Origin of the sequence: Geobacter sp. DSM 9736 (genome assembly GCF_900187405.1) — a bacterium.
Classification (GTDB): Bacteria; Desulfobacterota; Desulfuromonadia; order Geobacterales; family Geobacteraceae; genus DSM-9736.
Window position 1 is genome coordinate 885414 of record NZ_LT896716.1, and the last position, 20736, is coordinate 906149.

General features: G+C 50.3%; 18 protein-coding genes and 1 pseudogene. 15 read left to right on the forward strand and 4 right to left on the reverse strand.

All coding sequences use genetic code 11. From position 1 onward, the window contains the following. Window positions 1-131 precede the first annotated feature (131 nt). The 8 genes and pseudogenes from CFB04_RS04190 to CFB04_RS04225 all read left to right on the forward strand — a co-directional run. Window positions 132-1991, forward strand: a complete 1860-nt coding sequence (locus tag CFB04_RS04190; RefSeq protein WP_088534109.1) for a DUF262 domain-containing protein — start codon at window positions 132-134, stop codon at window positions 1989-1991. A 224-nt stretch (window positions 1992-2215) separates the two neighbouring features. After that, the gene (locus tag CFB04_RS04195) at window positions 2216-3745 is read left to right on the forward strand and encodes a site-specific DNA-methyltransferase (protein ID WP_088534110.1); all 1530 of its coding nucleotides are present in this window, start codon (window positions 2216-2218) and stop codon (window positions 3743-3745) included. Window positions 3746-3747: 2 nt separating this feature from the next. Further along, window positions 3748-6441: a DEAD/DEAH box helicase gene (locus CFB04_RS04200; protein ID WP_088534111.1), complete on the forward strand. Its 2694-nt coding sequence runs from the start codon at window positions 3748-3750 to the stop codon at window positions 6439-6441. A 16-nt stretch (window positions 6442-6457) separates the two neighbouring features. Then, entirely contained in the window at window positions 6458-7726 is a 1269-nt protein-coding gene (locus tag CFB04_RS04205; RefSeq protein WP_088534112.1) for an SIR2 family protein, read from the forward strand. Further along, window positions 7716-9506: an ATP-binding protein gene (locus CFB04_RS04210; protein ID WP_088534113.1), complete on the forward strand. Its 1791-nt coding sequence runs from the start codon at window positions 7716-7718 to the stop codon at window positions 9504-9506. Before CFB04_RS04205 ends, CFB04_RS04210 begins: the two co-directional genes overlap by 11 nt. Further along, window positions 9499-9714, forward strand: a complete 216-nt coding sequence (locus CFB04_RS04215) for a KTSC domain-containing protein (RefSeq protein ID WP_088534114.1) — start codon at window positions 9499-9501, stop codon at window positions 9712-9714. The genes CFB04_RS04210 and CFB04_RS04215 overlap by 8 nt, the downstream gene beginning before the upstream one ends. Window positions 9715-9721: 7 nt before the next feature. Continuing rightward, a complete protein-coding gene (locus CFB04_RS04220) occupies window positions 9722-10957 on the forward strand; it encodes an exonuclease SbcCD subunit D (protein WP_172825542.1) in 1236 nt (411 codons plus the stop codon). Beyond that, window positions 10957-11499, forward strand: a pseudogene (locus tag CFB04_RS04225) (AAA family ATPase); the annotation flags it as partial. The gene CFB04_RS04220 and the pseudogene CFB04_RS04225, both read left to right, overlap by 1 nt. 14 nt (window positions 11500-11513) lie before the next feature. On the opposite strand, the gene CFB04_RS04230 reads toward CFB04_RS04225, so the two are convergent. Further along, window positions 11514-12628, reverse strand: a protein-coding gene (locus tag CFB04_RS04230; RefSeq protein ID WP_088534117.1) for an IS3 family transposase whose coding sequence is annotated in 2 segments (ribosomal slippage) — window positions 11514-12367 and window positions 12367-12628 — 1116 coding nt in all. Because the reading frame shifts where the segments join, the coding sequence is not laid out codon by codon here. A 46-nt stretch (window positions 12629-12674) separates the two neighbouring features. Between CFB04_RS04230 and CFB04_RS04235 the strand changes: the two genes are divergently transcribed. The 7 genes from CFB04_RS04235 to CFB04_RS04265 all read left to right on the forward strand — a co-directional run bounded on the left by CFB04_RS04235 (window position 12675) and on the right by CFB04_RS04265 (window position 18481). Then, window positions 12675-15131, forward strand: coding sequence for an AAA family ATPase (locus tag CFB04_RS04235; RefSeq protein ID WP_157698712.1), 2457 nt, complete (start codon window positions 12675-12677; stop codon window positions 15129-15131). Between the two features lie 30 nt (window positions 15132-15161). After that, a complete protein-coding gene (locus CFB04_RS04240; protein ID WP_088534119.1) occupies window positions 15162-16139 on the forward strand; it encodes a YafY family protein in 978 nt (325 codons plus the stop codon). A 75-nt stretch (window positions 16140-16214) separates the two neighbouring features. After that, window positions 16215-16499: a DUF3892 domain-containing protein gene (locus CFB04_RS04245; RefSeq protein WP_088534120.1), complete on the forward strand. Its 285-nt coding sequence runs from the start codon at window positions 16215-16217 to the stop codon at window positions 16497-16499. Between the two features lie 30 nt (window positions 16500-16529). Next, window positions 16530-16814, forward strand: a complete 285-nt coding sequence (locus CFB04_RS04250) for a hypothetical protein (protein WP_088534121.1) — start codon at window positions 16530-16532, stop codon at window positions 16812-16814. 66 nt (window positions 16815-16880) lie between these two features. Next, on the forward strand, window positions 16881-17075 hold the full coding sequence (locus CFB04_RS04255; protein WP_088534122.1) for a hypothetical protein: 195 nt from the start codon (window positions 16881-16883) through the stop codon (window positions 17073-17075). A 76-nt stretch (window positions 17076-17151) separates the two neighbouring features. Then, entirely contained in the window at window positions 17152-18198 is a 1047-nt protein-coding gene (locus CFB04_RS04260; RefSeq protein ID WP_088534123.1) for a hypothetical protein, read from the forward strand. A gap of 1 nt (window position 18199) precedes the next feature. Then, window positions 18200-18481: a hypothetical protein gene (locus CFB04_RS04265; protein ID WP_088534124.1), complete on the forward strand. Its 282-nt coding sequence runs from the start codon at window positions 18200-18202 to the stop codon at window positions 18479-18481. A 39-nt stretch (window positions 18482-18520) separates the two neighbouring features. Here CFB04_RS04265 and CFB04_RS04270 read toward each other — a convergent pair whose 3' ends face one another. From CFB04_RS04270 to CFB04_RS04280, 3 genes are all read right to left on the reverse strand, one after another. Then, window positions 18521-18799, reverse strand: coding sequence for an integration host factor subunit alpha (locus tag CFB04_RS04270; RefSeq protein WP_088534125.1), 279 nt, complete (start codon window positions 18797-18799; stop codon window positions 18521-18523). Between the two features lie 128 nt (window positions 18800-18927). Next, on the reverse strand, window positions 18928-19137 hold the full coding sequence (locus CFB04_RS04275; RefSeq protein ID WP_304441158.1) for a GIY-YIG nuclease family protein: 210 nt from the start codon (window positions 19135-19137) through the stop codon (window positions 18928-18930). Window positions 19138-19190: 53 nt separating this feature from the next. Further along, complete coding sequence (locus CFB04_RS04280) at window positions 19191-20717, reverse strand: Fic family protein (protein WP_088534126.1); 1527 nt, start codon at window positions 20715-20717, stop codon at window positions 19191-19193. Window positions 20718-20736 lie beyond the last annotated feature (19 nt).

The following is a 20736-nucleotide window of genomic DNA, read 5'->3' on the forward strand; positions in this document are numbered from 1 at the left end:
GATGAACCACGCACCTGCTTGGTGCCCCAATCTAGTCTTGATATCGCCTCATCGGGATTCCCGCTTTTCGCTTTTACAGAAGTCGTCAGGTTCGGGGCGTGCTCGACGTTCTAATATCGTGGGAGAAAACAATGAGTGACCTTCGTACCTGCTTTAAGCGGGTGGATTATGATCTTGCTGGGCTGTTGCATTATATCGATATCGGCGATATCGGTCTGCCTGATATTCAGCGGCCATTTGTTTGGTCCGCCACCAAGGTCCGTGATCTGTTTGACTCCATGTACCGGGGCTTCCCGGTCGGTTATCTGCTTTTCTGGGCGAATGCTAATGTTGGTGGGGCCAAGGCGATTGGTGTCAGCGAGAAGCCTCATAAGGTGCCCAATCTGCTGATAGTCGATGGCCAGCAACGGCTGACCTCCCTCTATGCTGTCTTTCGCGGCAGAAAAGTGCTGAACGAGGATTACGCAGAAGCCAGGATCGAAATTGCTTTCCGGCCTAGGGACGGCAAATTCGAGGTGGCCGACGCCGCTATTAGGAAGGACCCTGAATTTATAGCCAACATCTCCGACATCTGGTCTTCTGGCAAATCTAGCTACACTCTGGTCAAAGATTTTCTTAAGGGATTGCGGGAGAAACGGGGCGAGCTGAATGACGAAGAGGAAGAGATGATCAGCCATAACCTGGATCGTCTCTTCGACCTGCAGAAGTATCCCTTTACTGCCCTGGAGATTGCCCCCACCGTTGGCGAAGAGCAGGTAGCCGATATTTTTGTCCGGATTAACAGCGAAGGGGTCAAGCTCAACCAGGCAGATTTTATCCTGACCCTCATGTCTGTCTTCTGGGACGAAGGGCGCATGGAACTTGAGTCGTTCTGCCGTGCGGCCAAATTACCCACAATTGGCGCCCCATCACCCTTCAACCACTTTATCACTCCCAAACCGGATCAACTGTTGCGTGTCGCGGTCGGATTGGCGTTCCGCCGTGCCCGGCTGCAGTATGTCTATTCCATACTGCGGGGCAAAGACCTGACCACAGAGCAGTTCAGCCCAGAGCGTCGAGATGCCCAGTTTGAAATCCTCAAGCAAGCACAGGCCCGGGTGCTCAACCTGCAGAACTGGCAGGATTTTCTGAAGGTACTTATGCAGGCTGGCTATCGCAGTAGTGCGATGATCAGTTCCGGCACCAACCTGCTCTACACCTATGTCTTCTATCTGCTAGGCCGGCTCGAATACGGCGTGGATGAGTACAAGCTGCGACGGGTGATTGCCCAGTGGTACTATATGGTGAACCTGACCGGTCGCTACACCAATTCATCCGAATCGCGGATGGAGACCGATCTGGGCAGTTTGCGCACAGTTAAGACGGCGGACGAGTTTGTCGCTACATTGCGCCGTAGTTGTGATTCCCTACTAACTGGTGATTTCTGGGCCATCACCCTACCCAACGAACTGGCCACCTCGGTGGCACGCAGCCCCTCGCTCTATGCCTATTTCGCCGCGCAAAACCTGCTCGATGCCAAGGTGCTCTTTTCCCAGCATAAGGTCTCTGAACTGCTAGATCCCTACACCAATGCCAACCGCTCTTCTCTAGAGCGGCACCATTTGTTCCCCAAGGCGTATCTAAAGCATCATGGGATAACCGACAGCCGCGACACGAACCAGGTTGCAAATTTCACCATGGTTGAGTGGGGCGATAACGCCAAGATCTCGGATAAGCCGCCCGTCGAATACGTGCCGGAATTGAGCCAGCGCTTTTCTGTCCACGAGATGGAGAAGATGCGTTACTGGCACGCCCTGCCTGATAGATGGGAGACCATGGAGTACTGGGACTTCCTTAAGCAGCGGCGGGAATTGATGGCCAAAGTTATTGCCGACGCCTATCAGCAACTGGCCAAGGATGAACCGGCGAAAGACGAGAGTGCCAACGCAGCTGCCGATTTGGTGGTGCACGAGGAGAGTATCCCCGTCGAGTTCAAGGGGACCCCGTACTAATCTGCATACCGTTGAGAAAGACCCTCGCAGGGAAACGGCAGTGTTGAAGACAATTGCTGACTTTCTGACACCTATGGCGGCTCACTAATTGTCGGTGTGACGTTTTTTCTGCGAGCTGAGGCTTCAACCATCGAGTTTACTGGTAGCCATACACATCAGTAAATAAAAATGGTTTGCGTGAATTTATTGCTACCAGTCAGTTCTTGAAAATATGAGGATAATACATGCCTTTTCTCGATTGGGTTAACAAAACCCAGGCCGTGGGTACGTCGGTCGAAACTCCCTATCATTTACTGCAATTTCAGGCCGCCTTTGGAGATGCAGCTGCTGACAATTTGCTGATTCAAGGCGACAACCTCAAGGCGCTGAAAGCTCTGCTGCCGTTTTACCGCTCGCAGGTAAAGTGTATCTACATCGACCCCCCATACAACACCCAGTCGGCTTTCACCCACTACGACGACAAGCTGGAACATTCACAGTGGCTGTCTATGATGTATCCCCGGCTTGTGCTACTCCGGGATCTTCTGGCAGAAGACGGAAGCATCTGGGTTTCTATTGATGACCGCGAAGCCCATTATCTGAAGGTTATGATGGATGAGATTTTTGGGCGTGGGGCTTTCATCGCTTCGAATGTCTGGCAAAAGCGATATTCTCGCGAAAACAGAGAATCTATCGGTGATGTCCACGAATATATAATGGTCTATGCAAAATCACCAGATAGGTTCAAGTCAGCTCGGAATCGAGTCCCGTTAGATGAGGCACAAGCTAAGATTTATCGCAATCCTGATAACCCTAAAGAGACTGATCCAACAAAAAGGTGGCGTGGTCTCCCAATGACAGCGCAAGGATATCGGCCAAATCAAATGTACACAATTACTGCCCCCAACGGGAAAACCCACGTTCCTCCTGAAGGGCGTTGTTGGTCGACCATTGAATCTGAATTCTTGAAACTTAAAGACGCAGGCCGAATTTATTGGGGTAAAGACGGTAACGCTCAACCTAGCGTCATAAGATATTTATCGGAAGTTGAAGGTTTGGTTCCTTGGACGTGGTGGCCTCATGATGATGTCGGGCACACTGACGAGTCAAAAAAAGAATGTAATCTTCTTTTTGGAGCTGACGTTAGTTTCGGTACTCCTAAGCCAGAAAGACTTCTTCAAAGAATTCTCCATATTGCACCGAACCCCGGCGACCTCGTCCTCGATTCATTCCTCGGTTCCGGCACTACGGCAGCGGTTGCCCATAAAATGGGGCGACGCTGGATTGGTGTCGAAATGGGGGAACATGCGGTATCCCACTGTATGCCCCGGCTGGAAAAAGTGATTGCCGGCGAGCAGGGAGGAATCTCCAAGGCCATCGATTGGCAAGGGGGCGGTGGCTTCGGCTTCCACACGTTGGGAGAACCGGTTTTTGATGCCGATGGCGGCATTCATCCGAATGTCCGTTTTGGGCCTTTGGCAGCTTATCTCTGGCATTTTGAAACAGGAGACGCCGCCAGGCAGGAGTTCACCACACCTTTTCTCGGTGTCCATAACAATACTGCCTATTACCTGCTGTACAACGGCATTCTCGGTGACCGCCGCCCGCAGGGAGGCAATGTGCTGACCTCTACTGTGCTGGCATACCTTAACGAGACCTTTCCCCATGATGGCCCCCGGGTGATCTATGGCGAGACTACCCGCCTGGGAGAGGCCCGGCTGCGAGAAGCCAACATTGTTTTCAAACAAATTCCCTATGACATAAAGGTCCGGTGAGTATGTTCAAACTGAAAGATTATCAGGAACAATCGCTGGCAGCCCTCGACAACTTTTTCCGGCAACTGCGCATAGGCGGGCTGAATGCTGCGTGGCAAAAATGCGCTCCGTTGCAAGAGAAGCAGGGGCAATCCTGGCAGGTGCCGTACAATTCCGAGGCGCTTGGTGATGTACCGGCAGTCTGTGTGCGGATACCGACCGGCGGCGGTAAAACCTTTCTGGCTGCCCATGCGGTGGCGCATACCGGCAAGACCCTGCTCGACACCGATGCCCCGGTTGCATTATGGCTGGTTCCATCCGACGCCATTCGTTCCCAGACCTTGGCGGCCCTGTCAGTCCCGCGCCATCCCTGCCGCATGGCGCTGGCGGAATATTTCGGCGAGCGGATTCGGGTCTGCGCTCTGGATGATCTGGTAACCGTCGGGCCGCAGGATGTGGGCCAATCGGCTATCGTCGTCGTGGCGACAATCCAGTCGTTCAACGTGAAGGAGAAAACCCAGCGCAACGTCTATTCATTTGATGAAAACTTTGCCCGTCATTTCCAGGGGCTCACCCCGCAACAGGAAGAACGGTTGGACAAGGTGACTGAAGCTGATCTTGCCGCGCAACCGTACCTGACCGCGTCCGATCTGGGGCGGGTCAAATCATCCCTTGCCAACTGGCTGACCCTGCACAAACCAATAGTGGTTGTCGATGAAGCTCACAATAACCGGACCGATCAGGCGTTCCGCACCTTGAAAAGCCTGCATCCTGCTTGTGTGATCGAGCTAACGGCAACTCCTGCGGACAATAGCAATGTCCTGTACCACGTCGGCGCCGGAGCCTTGCAGCGTGAGGACATGATCAAGCTGCCGATTGTCTTGATGGAGCACCCGACCGGCTGGAAGGATGCGGTTCGAGACGCAATCCTCACCAGAGACCGTCTGGAAATCCTTGCTGCAAAGGAGTCGGATTACATCCGACCGGTGTTGCTGTTTCAGGCTGAACCGAAGAATGGCGAAGTCAACGTTGAGAAGCTTTTGGAGCATCTTGTCAGTCCGGATGGGGAGAAACTGGAGAGAAAGCAGATTGCAGTTGCGACCGGAGACCAGAAGGAACTGGATGGTATTGTGCTTGCCGATCCTCTCTGCCCGATCCGCTATGTCATCACGGTGGAGGCGTTGAAAGAAGGGTGGGATTGCCCTTTTGCCTACGTGCTCTGCGGTCTGCAGGATATGAAGAGTTCGAAAGACGTTGAACAGATTCTGGGGCGGGTATTGAGGATGCCGTATGCCCGGCCTCGCCGGCAGATTGAACTGTCAAAAGCCTATGCCCACATGGTTTCAAGCGTTACGGCGCGGGTTGCCGATCAGTTGGCCGACCGTCTGGTGAACAACATGGGATTCGAGCCCTATGAAGCTGCCCAGGCTATTGCTCCCGCTCAAACAGCATTGCCGCTGCCGCAGGGTGGCGAACAGGCTCGCCCCAAGCCTGCCGAAGCTGTTATTACACTTCCGGCAGCACCGACTCAGTCCGTTCCTGAAGACCTGAAACAGACAATTGAGATTCGGCCAACTACCGGCGGGGCCACGGCAATCGTTCGCGGAGAGCTTACCGAGCAGGTTGAAGAGTTCCTGCTGACTGCTTGCAATGCCAAGCATCAGCAGACTATTAAGGATTCCATCGAGCGTGAACGGACCCGTCAGGCAGCACTACTGGCTCCGTCGGCAAGAGGCGTTCGTTTTGCGCCACTGCCGCAACTCTGCCTTGATTGGGATGGAGAACTGCAGCCGGTCGAAAAGCGTATTCTCTCCGAACTGGGAGAGTTCGATCTTTTCAGTTCGCCCATTGCCCTGGCCGGATTTACGATCAGGGAGCGTGGCACCGCATTCGAAATCGATCTCGATGGTGGCAAGGTTGTTTACGAGCTGGCAAGCGCAGAACAATTGCATCTGAATGAAATTGCCACCCATGCCACTGAAAATGATCTTATCCGTTGGCTTGATCGGGAATGCCGCCAGAAGGATGTTGGCCAGGCGGAGTTGCTCAAGTGGTTATTGGCAGTTGTTCGTCACTTGCAAGCCGATCGTGGATTCAGCCTGACGGCCCTGGTTCGCGCCAAGTATCCGCTTGCTGAAGCGATCCGCCGCGAGATTGACCGCCGCAGAGATAATGCTGTTGCTTCGGGCTTTCAGAAGTCCTTGCCAGGATTCCTGGCAGCTCCCCAATTGGAAGACAGTTTCAGCTATGCATTCAGCTTTCACCCTACCCATTACCCAGCCCGGCCGCCGTACTATTCCGGACGCTACCGCTTCAAAAAGCACTATTACCCGGTAATCCATGATCTTCGTGAAAAGCGGGCCGATGGTACTCCGGCAGAAGAGTTTGTGTGTGCCCGGGCGCTGGACATGCATCCGGCTGTCAAGCATTGGGTGCGCAACGTGGAGAAGGAAGACCGATTCTCCTTCTGGCTACCGACCTCCACGGATTACTTCTATCCCGATTTTGTCTGTGAACTGACTGACGGGCGTGTTCTGGTTGTCGAATACAAGGGGGAGCCCTACAAGACCAATGACGATTCACGGGAGAAATCCCAGGTTGGACATCAATGGGAAAGTTCCAGCAACGGGAAATGCGTATTCCTGTTTGCTGTTCAGCAGGATGAGCAAGGCCGAAATGTCGAGCAGCAGATAGAATGTGCAATTCGGAAGCGGTAATTTAAGGAGATAACTTATGATAGCTCATGATCCTCTTCGTGTTGCACTTGAGATTCGAGAGCAATTAGCTTCCGAAAAAAGGAAATTTGCTTTCTTTTTTGGAGCAGGAACATCTATGTCAATTGGTGTTCCTGGTATTACTGCTTTAACACAACAAATATCAAATGAACTAGATGAACCTTATAAAACTCTGTTCAACTCAATTAAAGAAGAACTAGGTAACAACGCAACTGTAGAATTGGTTCTTGATAGGATTAGAGCAATCAGAGAACTAATGAATAATTCTGAAACAAAAGCATATGACGGTTTAGTTGGTGCAACAGCAGCTATAAATTTAGATATTTCTGTTTGTCAGCTTATATCGAAAAAAGTGCGAAGTATTGATTACTCAAAAATTCAACCACAATATAAACTTTCTCAATGGATTCATTCATTACATACCAGTAGGTATTGGCCAGTCGAGATATTTACTACTAACTACGATTTACTTTTTGAAGAGGCTATGGAGCAGGCTAGTGTCCCATTTTTTGATGGATTTATCGGATCAGTTAATCCTTTCTTCTCACCTGAGTCGGTGGAGGCAGACGATTTAAAATCTGAGTGTTATGCATACCCACCAAAATCTTGGACGAGAATCTGGAAGATACACGGCTCAATTAATTGGATAATGACAACTAATCCACTAGATAAAAAGAAACGGATTAGCCGACTTTCTTCTTGTGAGCCAAATCCTGGTGATGAGTTGATGATTTTCCCTTCGAGAGACAAATATACCGAGTCTAGAAAATTGCCATTTCTTACATATCAGGACCGGCTCAGAAGATTTGTATCAACGGGAGAAGCCTTGCTGGTCGTATCTGGATATAGTTTTTTCGATGAACACCTCAATGAAATATTATTCCAAGGCCTAAGGTCTAACCCTAGGCTTTCAATAATAGCATTAATGTTTGGTGATCCTGTCGAAGTAGAAGGTGAAACGAAACTGAAATTGTCGGAAACTCTTTGTGGTTTCGGTAAATTATACAAAAACTTATCTGTACTGGGGCCTGATAAAGCATGTATAGGGGGGATTGTTGCGCCATGGGGCGAACCATCCAGAAAAAAGAAAGACACAGAGCTGTGGCCATTCTGGGATAGTGAGAATACATATTTCACTCTCGGGAATTTCTCTTCTTTTGCTGATTACTTGGAATTGTTCATAGGATTTAGAGTTAAGCACGGGTTTGAACCTTCTGTTCAATTACTATCAGAAGCAGAATCACAAGGACAATCCAATGCAAACTGATGTCACTTTTCTTGGTGTAGTGCGAAGAGTAGTCGGGGCAAAGGTTTTTGTTGAAATTTCTCAAAATATTCCTTCTGCCAATCCTATAATACACGGAAGAGTTTATCGAATAGGTCAGATTGGCTCATTTGTTAGAATTCCTCTGGGTTTTTTAAATCTCTTTGGTGTTGTCTCAATGGTAGGTGCTTCGGAATTATCCCACCCTGAAGAAAATGATGTGCCAGTGCCTATAGGTCAGCGGTGGATAGAAGTACAGCTTGTCGGCGAGTCCTACGGACATGAAGGGTTTCAGCGAGGGGTCAGTGTATTCCCTACACTTGATGATGAAGTTCATATTGTTGCAGAAGATGATTTGTCAATAATATACGGGAATACAGGCCCTTCTATGATTGAAATTGGCACTCTAGCAGCTTCAGAGAGCCTGCCTGCATTTGTAGATTTAAATAAAATTGTTACAAGGCACGCAGCAATAGTAGGCTCAACTGGCAGTGGAAAATCAAACACAGTTGCTGCACTACTAAGGGCATTAACTTCAAGTTCCTATCCAAGTGCACGTATTGTTGTAATTGATCCGCATGGTGAATATGCATCTGCCTTAGAGGGTAAATCTAAGGTGTATTCAATAGGAAATGAGACTAACCCACTGTTTATACCTTATTGGGCTATGTCATTTGATGAACTTGGATGGTTTTTAATTGATAGAAAATCAGCTAGTGAATCTGTCCAAGATTCAGCCCTACGTGATGTTGTTTTCGATATGAAAAAAGCATTCTGTGCAATAACAGGCCAAGTTGACGCTGATGAAATTACAGTGGATTCACCAGTGCCGTTTTCTATCAAAAAGCTATGGTATCACTTTGATCGCAAGGATAAAGTTACTTATCTTGATATGGCAAGAACTCAAGAGGCTCTTATACAAGAAGGTGATCCTGAAACGTTAACCTCAGCATCTTTTCAAGCTCCTGGGGCTGGTAGCAGTGCGCCTTTTAAGCCAACAATGAGCTTGGGGATGGGGAGTTATCTCAATAAGATTTTAGGTCGCTTAAAGGATAGAAGATTTGACTTTTTACTCTCGCCAGGTGACTTTGATGGATATACCCATGATCTTGATGTCTTGGTAAAGGAATGGGTTGATCATGAGCATGCGATTACTGTTCTTGATCTTGGTGGGGTGCCATTCGAAATAATGGATCTAGTTGTTGGGTTGCTGACGCGCATCCTGTACGAAAATATGTTCTGGGGAAGAGACTTGCCGGGAGTAGGTCGAGACCGGCCATTATTGATGTTTTACGAAGAAGCTCACGCCTATTTGCCTAAAGGTGGCACTGCGCAGTTCGTTGCTGGTTATGCAAGTAGAGCTGTCAGAAGGATATTTAAAGAGGGAAGAAAATACGGGATTGGTGCAATTGTAGTAAGTCAAAGACCATCAGAATTGGATGAAACTGCTCTTTCACAATGTGGGACATTTATTGCTTTGCGCCTATCCAATAGTGATGATCAAGGCAGAATCAAATCTATTGTCCCTGATTCACTTGGTGGACTTGTTGATTTGCTGCCGGCACTAAGGACCGGAGAGGCACTTGTTCTTGGTGAATCTGTCAAAATCCCTAGTCGAGTTCGTTTGCCGCTTATTGAACCACGTCCTAAGAGCGACGATCCTGATGTTTCGGAGTGCTGGGCAAAAGCACGGGATGCTATGCCGCATTATAAACTAACAATTAATGGCTGGCGACGGCAAAAGATGCCGAAATTAGATCAAGGAGGAAGTGACAATGATTAGAGAACCTGTTCAATCATCAAATTTGGCGAGTGTGGGCTACGAGATTGAAACATCTACGTTGGAAATTGAGTTTCTTAACGGAGGTATTTATCAGTACTTCCAGGTACCACAAGAAATTTTTGAGAGTTTAATGACTGCTGGTTCAAAAGGCACATTTTTCCATCAGTTTATCCGAAGTGCCGGATACCCCTACTCGAAAGCAGGGTAAGCCGTTGATAGATTTGCGCTTCATCCACACTGCCGACATTCACCTTGGCAAAACCTACCGCACCTCAGTCGGTGAAGCCGCACGCTACGAAGACTTTTTTCGTATGCTCGGCAGTATTGTGTCTGATGCCATTGCCGAGAAAGTAGATTTTGTCCTCATCGCTGGCGATCTATTCCACACCGGCCAGATTCTCCCCCGCACCTTTGCTCGTACAATCGAATCTCTCCAACCTCTGAAGGATGGCGGTATCCCATGCATCGCCGTGGAAGGAAACCACGACTGGATTCACCGTCGTGACAGCATTTCATGGATGGAGGCGCTGTCACAGATGGGCTATATCCATCTCCTCCGTCCTACTCGAACTGAGAACGGTGGCTACCGTTTCGATCCGTTCGATCCCGAAACCGGGATGGGCGGACATATCGAGATCAAAGGACTGAACATCTATGGACTCGGCTACATCGGTGCCCAAGCAGGCGTGCATGTGCCGCGCATCTGTGAAGCGGTGGAGTCGAAAAACAACATTCTCCTTTTCCATGTCGGGATTTGGACATACTCGCCCGTTGAGATTGGTAACATGCAGCCGACAGAGGCTCTGCCGCTCGCCGATGTCTTTGACTACGTGGCCCTGGGCCATGGCCACAAACCATATGTCATCGAGACTCCGGAAGGTCGTCCCTACGCTTTCAACCCTGGCTCACCGGAACGGGTGAATTTCGGCGAAGAAGGGTACGACAAAGGGTACTGGCTTGTCACTGTTGATGACGGTAACTATGCAACGGAATTCCGGCAGACTGACCCTCGTCCGATGAAGTCTATCTCAATGAGTCTGGACGGAGCAGAAAGTGTTGATCAGGCCTTGAACCATTTGAGGGATCAACTGGCAGAAAAGCTGAACGGGGTGGGTGAGCGGCCACTGCTCGAGATGAAAGTCACCGGCCGCGTCCGGTTCCATCCTTTCGAGCTGGGGCGCGAACGGCTTCGGTCTCTTGTCGAAGAGCTGGCCGATCCACTACACGTCGAGATCAAGAACCACCTGTCCCTGGTGACAGGACGAGGGCTGGAAGAAACTGAACGACGGAACCTGGAAGAGATTGAGCGTGATGTATTGCATGAACTGATCGGTGCCAACAGTGCGTGGAAAGGGAAAGAGGATGAACTCGTATCGCTGGCAACTGCCATCCGCGACCAGGTGCTGAAAGGCGACACTGAGGGAGAAGAGCTCTTTGCTCTCTTGAAATGATGCAGATACTTTCGATCCATCTTAAGAATATCAAGTCCCATCGTGACACTGAACTCGTATTCTCTCGTGGTATCAATGTTCTCTCCGGGCCGAACGGTGTTGGGAAGAGCACCGTTTTCGAGGCCATCGGGTATGCCCTCTTTGGTGTCGATGCGCGGGATTTCGTTTCCAATGTTGATCGCTTTCTCACAATTGGCGCCAAACGGGGAGAAATATCCGTCACCTTCGCCGCCAGTGATGGCGACAGTTACCGCGTAACACGGACTGTGGGGACACCGGCGACATGGCGGCTGGCAAAGGACATGGGCGGCATTTTCGAGGTCGAGGACCATGCCGGGGGCGAGGAGACTGAAGAACGGATTCGGGAGCTTCTCGGGCTCTCCAAGGGAAGATCCCTGGCCGAGCAGTTCAAGCTGGTGATCGGGCCTTTCCAGAGCGAATTCCTCGGGCCATTTGTCAAGAAACAGACCACGAAGCGAAAGGAAGATTTTGACGAGATCCTCGGGATCGACTCCTGGCGCAAGACTTTTGACGGCACGAAGCGTAAGCTTCCCTGTCAAGTAGACAGTTGGAAAGTAGAGTTTCCGGTGTAGTTTTCCATGTATTCGGCTGGCGTCATGTCACCGAGCGAGTCGTGAGGACGCAGCTCGTTGTAATCGTTCATCCACCAGTACGTGATCTCCCGGACCTCCTTGAGGTTGCGGAAGAGATATAGCGATAGGACCTCCTCGCGGTAGGTGCGGTTGAAGCGTTCGATGTAAGCGTTCTGGTTCGGTTCGCCCGGCTGAATGTACTGGATAATTATTCCTGCTGAGTCGGCCCACGCAACGAACTCGCCAGATAAGAATTCAGGGCCGTTGTCGGTTCGCAGCACTTCTGGTAAGCCGCGCTCAACGCGCAGCCGCTCGAACACGCGTATCAGGCGTTTGCCGGTAATTGAAGTGTCGATCTCGACGGCAAGACACTCCCGGTTGAAGTCATCAATGACGTTGAACGTTCTGAAGCGGTTACCGGCATACAGCGTATCGCTCATAAAATCTGCCGACCATACTTGGTTCGGCTGCTGTGGCACCAGTAGAGGCTGTTTCACCCTTTTTGGCAGCCTTCTCTTCGCCCGACGCTTCTGGTTCAGCCGAAGGTTGCAGTAGATCCGGTAGACACGCTTGTGGTTCCAGAGGTGACCCATACGGCGCAATGCCCGGAAACATTTCCAGAACCCCCACCTGGGGTGGCGATCAATCAGGGTGTTGAGCGCCGAAATCACTTCCTGGTCGGCTTCTGAGGCACAGACTGTGGGTCGGTAGTAGGCCGCACGAGCAAGGCCGACACAGCGGCAACTGCGCTGGATCGAGAGCCTGTGCTGAGCGATGAGATAAAAGACGGCTTCTCTTTTCTCGGACGGCCTCAGAGCTTTTTTTCGATCAGGTCTTTCAGCGCACGGTTCTCAAGCGCAAGATCGGCGTACATCCGCTTGAGACGGCTCATTTCCGCTTCCATCTCCTTCATGCGCTTGAGATCGGAGGCATCCATGCCGCCGTACTTCGATTTCCAGTTGTAGTAGGTGGTGTCGCTGATCCCGTGCTTGCGGCAGACGTCCTTTACCAGCATTCCGGACTCAGCTTCCTTGAGAATCGTGATGATCTGGGTTTCAGTGAAACGGGCTTTCTTCATTCGAACCTCCTGGCGCTTTAGAATGCCAGAAAGCTCTACTTTTTTCATGTCTCATTATTGGGGAAGCTTACGGAAGGAGCTGGGAAACATTATCAAGGCGAAGCTCACAAACCTGGAGACAGATATTGCCGGCAAAGAGGATCGTATCGCCTGTCTCCCGCAGCGACAGGAAGAACTCAAAACCCTGGTGCTGGATGAGGAAAAGAAGGGAAGCGAGCTGAAAGGGGTTACCGCGGATCTCGTCGTCGTAGTCGAACTGCTTCAAACCCTTGAGGAAAAGAAAAATGGAGTCGAGCGACTTCGCAGCGAAATTGTCCAGGTGAAACAAAGTATCGTTTCTGGGAGCGAGCACATAACCTCTCAAAAGGCGTTGGTCGAACAGGCTGAGACGGCTGCCCGAACCGCTGAACAGGCCCGGCCCGGCAAAGAACGCTACGAGTCCGTCGAAAAGAGGCTTCAGGAGCTCCGTGAGCGTGAGAAGACGAAACAGGCACTGGATAAGGAAATCAATGATCTAAACCTTCAGGCAACTTCGGCACGTCAGTCCGCCGACCACGAAGAAAGCGAAGCCGCTCTCCAGGAGGAGAAGCTCCAGGAGGATCGAAAAACGGCCTTAGCCGAAGAGAACGATCTGCGGCAGAACCTGACCAAACTGATTGAGGAAGAAACGCGCTGTCAGTCCGCAGTCGATCAGGTGAAGAGAATCGAAGAGCAGTTCCGGAATCTTCCGCTGGTGAAGATCGATACCCACATGCCATACCTCCGGGTAACTCTCGGGAGACTGGTGGAACTCGATAGTGGTATTCATGAAAAGGAAAGCCAACTCCTGGCCGAGCCGGAATGGAAGGCTGCCGCCGCGACACTGGAGCCTCTTCGCAAAGAACGTGAGATCCTGCTCGCAGAGAAAGCCCGGTTCTTGGGGAGAGTGGCCGGCTTGACAGAGGGGGAAGAGAAACTGCTTGAAGGCAGTTGTCCGTTCTTCGGTGAACAATGTCGGAACATGGATGGCAAACAGTCTCTGGAGGTCTTTCCGGAGCGAAGACTGCAGATCAAAAGTGAGATCGCGACTATCGAGGCAGCCATTTCCGCAATGGAAATCAAGATTGCTGTAGCAGAGGCTGCAGGAAAAGAGATGGAAAAATTCCGGTTGCTTCGTGCCGAGATTGCCAGTCTGGAAAAGGAGCGGAACGCGAAAGATAAAGAGCGGGAAGAATACCTCCGACAACTAGACCCTGCCGGCATCGCCGCAACCTTTAGTGTCTGGGTTGAAGAGCACCAACTTGACGATTGTCGGAAGACGGGTGAAACGCTTAAGGCCGGCGTCTTCTCGGGAGAACCATCCGCACAGCTTGTCACCCTCGAAGGATGGGAAACCTGCTGTCATGATGTGGCGTCTGCGGTAACGACTATCATCGGCAACATGATGACCACTGCGGAGACGCCACTTGCAGCTGTCAGGACAGACAGGGCGAAGGCTGATGCCAGAATCCATGAGCTTGAGCGTCGCTTACAGGAGTTCTCTGAAGCGGGTAAGCGTAACGAGCAAAGAAAGAATGCCGCTAAACTCCAACGCGAGACGGCCGAGAAGACGGAACGCGAGAAACAGCAGAAAGTGGAATTGCTGGCTGCGTATCAAGACGTTGAGACCGGTATTCGCGAAGCCGAGGAGGAACGTCGTCTTTCACAGCCCGACCACGAACGTTACCTTCAGGCCGAGCCGATAGCGAAAGACCTGCCGAAGCGGCAGGAAACGCTGGAGAAGTACAAGAAGCGTCTTGCAGATCTGGAGCGGGATCAGGCTGCAAAAGAGAGTAGTTTGCAAGAAGTAGAGAAGGATTACTCACCCGAGAGCCATGCCGAACAGCAACAGAAGAAGGAGACGCTGCAGGCATCCGAAGCGACTCTGAAGGAGAGCCTGAAAAACCTTAACCAGTACCGGCAACGTCTGGCGGCAGGAATTGCTGAACTGGAGAAGGTTCAGGAGGAGATTCGCAAGAAGCAAGAAGAGGCGCGGGATCTCCGAAAAAAGGAAGAGCTGGTCAAGTTCCTCCGCAACAAGGTCTTCAAGAACGTTTCGGCTCAGCTTTCCGAGCGATTCCGGGAAGAGATCACCCTCCGTGCCGACCGCATCTACCGAACAATTTCAGAAGCAGACGAGGAACTGATCTGGGGTGACGACTACAGGATCATCCTTCGTGACATGGTTAACGGCGAAGTGCGTGAGCGCTCAGATGACCAGCTTTCCGGTGGGCAGACCATGAGCGCCGTGGTTGCACTACGCTTGGCCCTGTTGCAAACCATCGGCGCCCGGGTAGCTTTTTTCGATGAGCCTACCTCCAATCTCGACGTATCACGGCGCGAGAACCTCGCCCAAGCTTTCCGTGCCATAGATCATGGGAAGGAGGAGGTGACCGATCACTGGTACGACCAGCTCTTCCTCATCAGCCATGATGTGGCCTTCACCGAGATTACCGATCAGATGATACAGTTGGGGGAGCAGTAAGGCTGGGTAAACTTTTGCACTGGAGTGGTTATGGGGGAAAATCAAAAACTGGTGCAGTATCAATGGTTTGACCAGCAGGTGAAGGCAGGTAGATACCCAAATGCAACAACGCTAGCCCAACAATTTGAAGTAGTGACGAAGACAGCTCAACGAGCGATAGATTATATGCGCGATCAGTTAAACGCGCCCCTCCAATACAATTCGACTCGAAAAGGCTATTTCTACACCGACAATACATTTGTTTTGCCAGCATCTGAACCAACCCAAGAGGAGATGCTAGCAATCCTTCTTGCCCAAAACATCTTAGCCAACAGTGCCCAAGGCGTCATCAGCCAACAGATAAAGTCATTCGGCCGTAAACTCTTCGGGAAGAATGGACTCTTCGGCGTTACAGAAAAGAGATTTCGTGAGGCTTTTTCCTCTTCATGGAATGAATATGCTCCTGCGCAAGGCCAAGTATTCAAGACCGTCATGAAAGCACTCATCGAAAATCGACTTCTCACCTTTATTTATACCTCACCTCGCGACCAACAACCTAAAGAACGGACTGTGGAACCGCACCATTTGCAGCATTACATGGGAAGCTGGGGCGTCATTGCATTCTGTCATCTTAGGGGTGAATGGCGATCGTTCATGTTGTCACGAATGCGAGATGTTGAAATGAAATCCGATACCTTCGTCCCAAAACCGAGGTCGCAGTGGAAAAATCAGATGGAAGGGGGATTTGGGATATTTCAAGGAGGACAGCTGATCCTCGTCAGATTGCACTTCAACCCATTTCGGGCACCGTGGATCCGGGAGCAAATATGGCATAAGGATCAGCAGATCGAAGAGTTAAATGACGGAAGCCTCATTCTTTCATTTCCAGTTTGCCAGTTTCATGAGGTGAAGATGCGAATCTTGCAGTACGGAGGGGATGTTGTAGTTCTTGAACCGGAGAAGCTGAAACAGGAGGTTCTGGAAGGAGCAAGGGTAATATGCCGGAATTATGATGAAAATATTTTTTAACGTAGGACACTTTTAGGGGGAGGTCGTCATTTATTATGGCACCTGAGAATATTTCAACACAAAGGGGCTATGAACATGGCGGACATCCACCAGATCAAGTGCATTAACAAGAGTGATCGCATGAATGCGCATGAACGCATTCGTTCCGTCGGCGGTACCAACGCAGATGGTACTCGTTGGAAGCTGTCCCAACAAGATGCGATTGTCGGCATCGAGAGCGGAAAATGGAAGTTCTATGTCAGCGTCGGAGGGAAATCAGTTTGGGTCATTGTCGCTAGCAGAAATGGCAACAAGTATCTGAAAACTGAAAACGATGGAGAACATCCCAATAACCTGCTTAGCCTACCAGAATGCCCGTAATTTCCTTTCTCAATAATAAGGGAGGCTCAGATGCCAAGATTCAAGGTAGCACATATCCGGGAACAAGGTGTAGACCTTGTCATTATCCCTCTGGATAAGTCATTCGGATATAAAACTGAAGATGAAAAAGACTCGATAGTTTCAGAACTACAAATCAGGGCTTCATCTGCGGGATTAGCTGGCACAGTAGTGCCGGTTTGGGATAATGGTGGTGGACGTATGGCATTTATTGCTCCTCATAATTGGCACCTGTTTTTCAAGAGCTTAAGTCTTCCATTCATTGCCGCAAATATTAACCGTGAATTGTACTGGTAGTGCGGAGAGCTCTATCAGTACAACTACAGGATAACAAAAGCTCAGTTGTGGATGAAGGAGGAGTTTATGGATCTCGAAGCAGATATTAACTGTCCTGGGTGCAAGCGTAAGATAAAAATCAAAATTAAAGAAATGGTTCCTGGCCGCAAGAAAACGTGCTCGTATTGCAGAGCAGAAATTCAATTCAGCGGTGATGACGGTCGGAAAGCACAGAAGGCAATGGATGAGCTTGAGAAATCCCTAAAAAGCCTCTTCAAATAGAGGGTTGCATCACAAAAAGTGACACCCTAATCTTGTCTCTAAATAAGAGAACCTCTTGTTTTTAAAGGAGAGGAATATGCTGATACCATTTTTCGGCTTGCCCCGTTGTTTATGCAAATTCATTCTTTTGGTAGCGGTAGTGGCTCCTTTAACATCTGGATGTGTAAGTATCCCGACTCGAAATTTTGATGCTTACAGGAGCAGCTTTGCAGCGGCAAAGACAGCGACAGAAGATATAGTACTTCGTGGGAAAATTGCGGCAAAAGCTCTTGCTGAAGACCCTGCGAACCCACAACCTGCAGCAGAACGCCTGGCCAAGTTAAAGGAAAGGGACCAGGCAGCAAATGAACGACTTCTGGCGTTGGAAACAATCGACCGTTACAACACGGTACTTGTTCAACTCGCTGAGGGCAAAAACCCTAAAAACGTCAAATCTAGCCTAGAGTCGTTCAGCAACAGTCTCCTGCAGATTGGGTCAAGTAGAATTACGGAAGCAGTCCAGAAGGCTGTCCCTTATGCCGGCATTGCAGCCGAAATTATTGCGATGGCTGACGAGGCTACAAATAGGAGGGAATTCCTGAACCTTGTTACGAAGGGAGGGGAACCAGTCCGCGAGATCATCGGAATATTGATTGCCGATGCAGATGACATCGACAAAATCGTTTCTGAGCAAATGGCAGTACCTCGGGACTTATCCGATAATCGGCTTTCAGGCCTTCGATTTCAATTCCTTAATGTTGCGGACGAACTACAGGTCGCAACAGAGATCACCGGTGTTATTAAACAAATGAATGATGCAAGGGCTACACTTGTTCACCAGAAACTGCCTGAGGTTAAACCTCGTGTTGGAGTTCGGACTCCCGGGCATACAGACCTGGCGATGCTAAAGATGCTGGTGGATTCAACAAAGAACGAAATTGCAATCGCAAATGCGATAACCAGCAGGATCAAATCTCAGCACGAAGTGATTGTCGAATACAAGAAGCTTCTTAATCAAACCAGAATGTCATTACTACAGTTAGAAAAAACGATAAAATACAATCGGCCAGTTGCCACTGCTGATTTTATAAATAGGGCTTTGGGGTTAAGGGAAGCAACTTTGAAATTACGGGAGGGAGTCTGAAATGGCGAGTACAACAGAAATATATGAAGCTACAATCGCTAAATTGCAGAACTACGTGAATGACGAGCCTGACCAAGAGAAGAGGGATGTAGCGACAAAACAAATACGACAGCTTCGAATTGCCATACAAGAGGCGCGTTTCGATGATTTTTGTCAGCGGACTTCACGTCTCACAGAATTAAAGGAGGCACTTGAAATTATTGTAAATTATGGGAGTGACGGCTCGGGAGCATCTGGGGCTATTGCGGAACTTGATGAATACGTGAAGGCCATTATACCTTAGCTCGATCCACGCTGGAAGAAGGGGCCGGTGTGCGGAGCTTTACTTTCCATTGACGCGGGATCTCAATATCGTGCTCGGCTTGAAGGTCAACACACTCCGCGATGAGATGGTAATAGCTTCTCCGGTCTGAGGGTTCCTTCCGGTCCGATCCGCCTTCTTCCGAACCACAAAGTTCCCAAAGCCGCTGATCTTCACATGCCCTTCCTTGACTATCGCCTCTTTGAGCGCTTCCAAGGCAAGTTCCACTAGTTCAATTGAATCGTTCTTCGTGCATGACAGCCTTTCTTGAATTCTTTCCGCTATATCAGCTTTCGTCATCCCAGGACCTCTTCGTTTAATATGAGTGCTGTAAATATCACAAATGATTAATAACATCCATCAGATTTGAAGAGACCGGAACACATTGGGGAGTGCAGGCGGTAATCCCGTACATCCTGGCAAGAGATTCAAGTTTTCAAGGTCAGTAAGTGCTGCGACACCAGAAGTTCCTTGTCTGCCCGATTCATGGCCTTGATCTGTGATTCCCTTTTGGCTGCAGAAGAGCGGTTGTGGGCATTTTCGGAATACACAACCTGTAATGGATGTCGTCCCCGGAAATATTTGGCGCCACTTCCATTTGCGTGCTGCCGGAGGCGCCTATCAATATCCGTGATCATCCCAGTATAGAGTTGTCGGAATAGAGAATTATGTAGACGAGCCAGTTTATTGCCTAAACCTTCATCGATCTGGCGACGAATTCCGCAAAAGGCTTTATTTCTCCCCGCGAACTCGCCGATTCAAGGCATGCCATATAATCAGATCGTTGTTCAATCCGGATTACCGTCCACGGGTAACCGCCGGACGCCAGCATGGCATTCATCAGGAACCGGCCCAATCTGCCATTGCCATCAAAATACGGATGGATGTACACAAACAGAAAATGTCCCAGAACAGCGCGAACGGCTGCGCTCTGTTCAGCCTCCAACAGGTCGCACAGTTCCGGCATCATGTCACGGACTGCATCCTGAGAAGGGGGAACGTGCGTTGCACCCCTGATAAAAACCTTGTCAGTCCGGTATCCGGCCAGGTCCGCCGGCTTGAGGAAACCGGCATCGACATTTGGTGAGAAAAGGTTGCGATACCATGAAGCGTGGTCATGGCGGAAAGCGGCGCCGGGATTTGCTCCGGTCAGAATGCTTCTGATCGTGGTCTTGACCTCGTTATGAGCGAGCCAGTAACCGTGTGCCGCCATGGCATTTTTCATTTCCGCGTCAGAGCCATTACTTTCCGGATTCCAGTCCCCGGTGGCGACCTTTTGAATAAGATCCGGAGTGACACGATACCCTTCAATGGAGAGGGAATGATAGGCATCGGTTTTATAGTTTTCTTCAACTGCATCCATGAACTTCTCTATGTCGCACGGGATGCCTGGTTCAGCGGGGAAAGAGCTCAAGACGATCTCTCGCATGGTTTGCCACATGAGACGCATTCGCAGGACATAGGGCGATTGCGCTCTGGTGAATGCCAGGGCCGGCGGTGCGATGCTGAAAGGATTCGACTCGTTGACCACAAATCCAGCTGCTCTCATGGTCGCCAATACATCAGCCGCCAATTCTTCTCGCCCCGATGCCCGTAGCGCGCCGGCGAGACGCCCGGCTACACTGCTATGGCCCCCTTCCAGGAGTTCCCGGTTGAGATCCGACGCATCCCGCAACTGATGAAGAGCGATATGGGCATCCTGGACATAGGTAGTGAAAAATGCCTCCGGCACCCGGATGAGTGCCACCGGCAGTGTTAGAACGCGGATTCGTTCCACCACCTGGATTTTCCCGGCAGGAATAAAATCCTTTACCTTGTAGTCCAGGATCGAGCAATTGTCAGGCAGCTTCAGCAGACCGTTCTGGCCAAGCGGCGAATGGATCACAACCTGCTGCGGTGTAATAGTCTTTCCCGTATGCAGAAACAATGAGTATTCTGCTGATACGTGCCATTGATCACCAAACCGCTCGGTGCAATAGCCTTGGATGAAGTCACGCATCGCCGCATACCAGGGCGTGCTGTCGCCGGTCTCTTCGCCCGGCCGGCAGGGCATATACCACCCCTTGACAATAGGTCGCAGGAAGCCGTTCTTAACAAGACTCTCCCGCTGCATTCGAGTCAGGTCACCCGACTTTATGGCGGTTTTACCGTCATCCTGCAATATCTTCAGGGCACTTAGAGCATCGGCAAGCCTGCGTTGTACCGGAGTTGTTGCCATTGCAATCCCTTTCCCACTT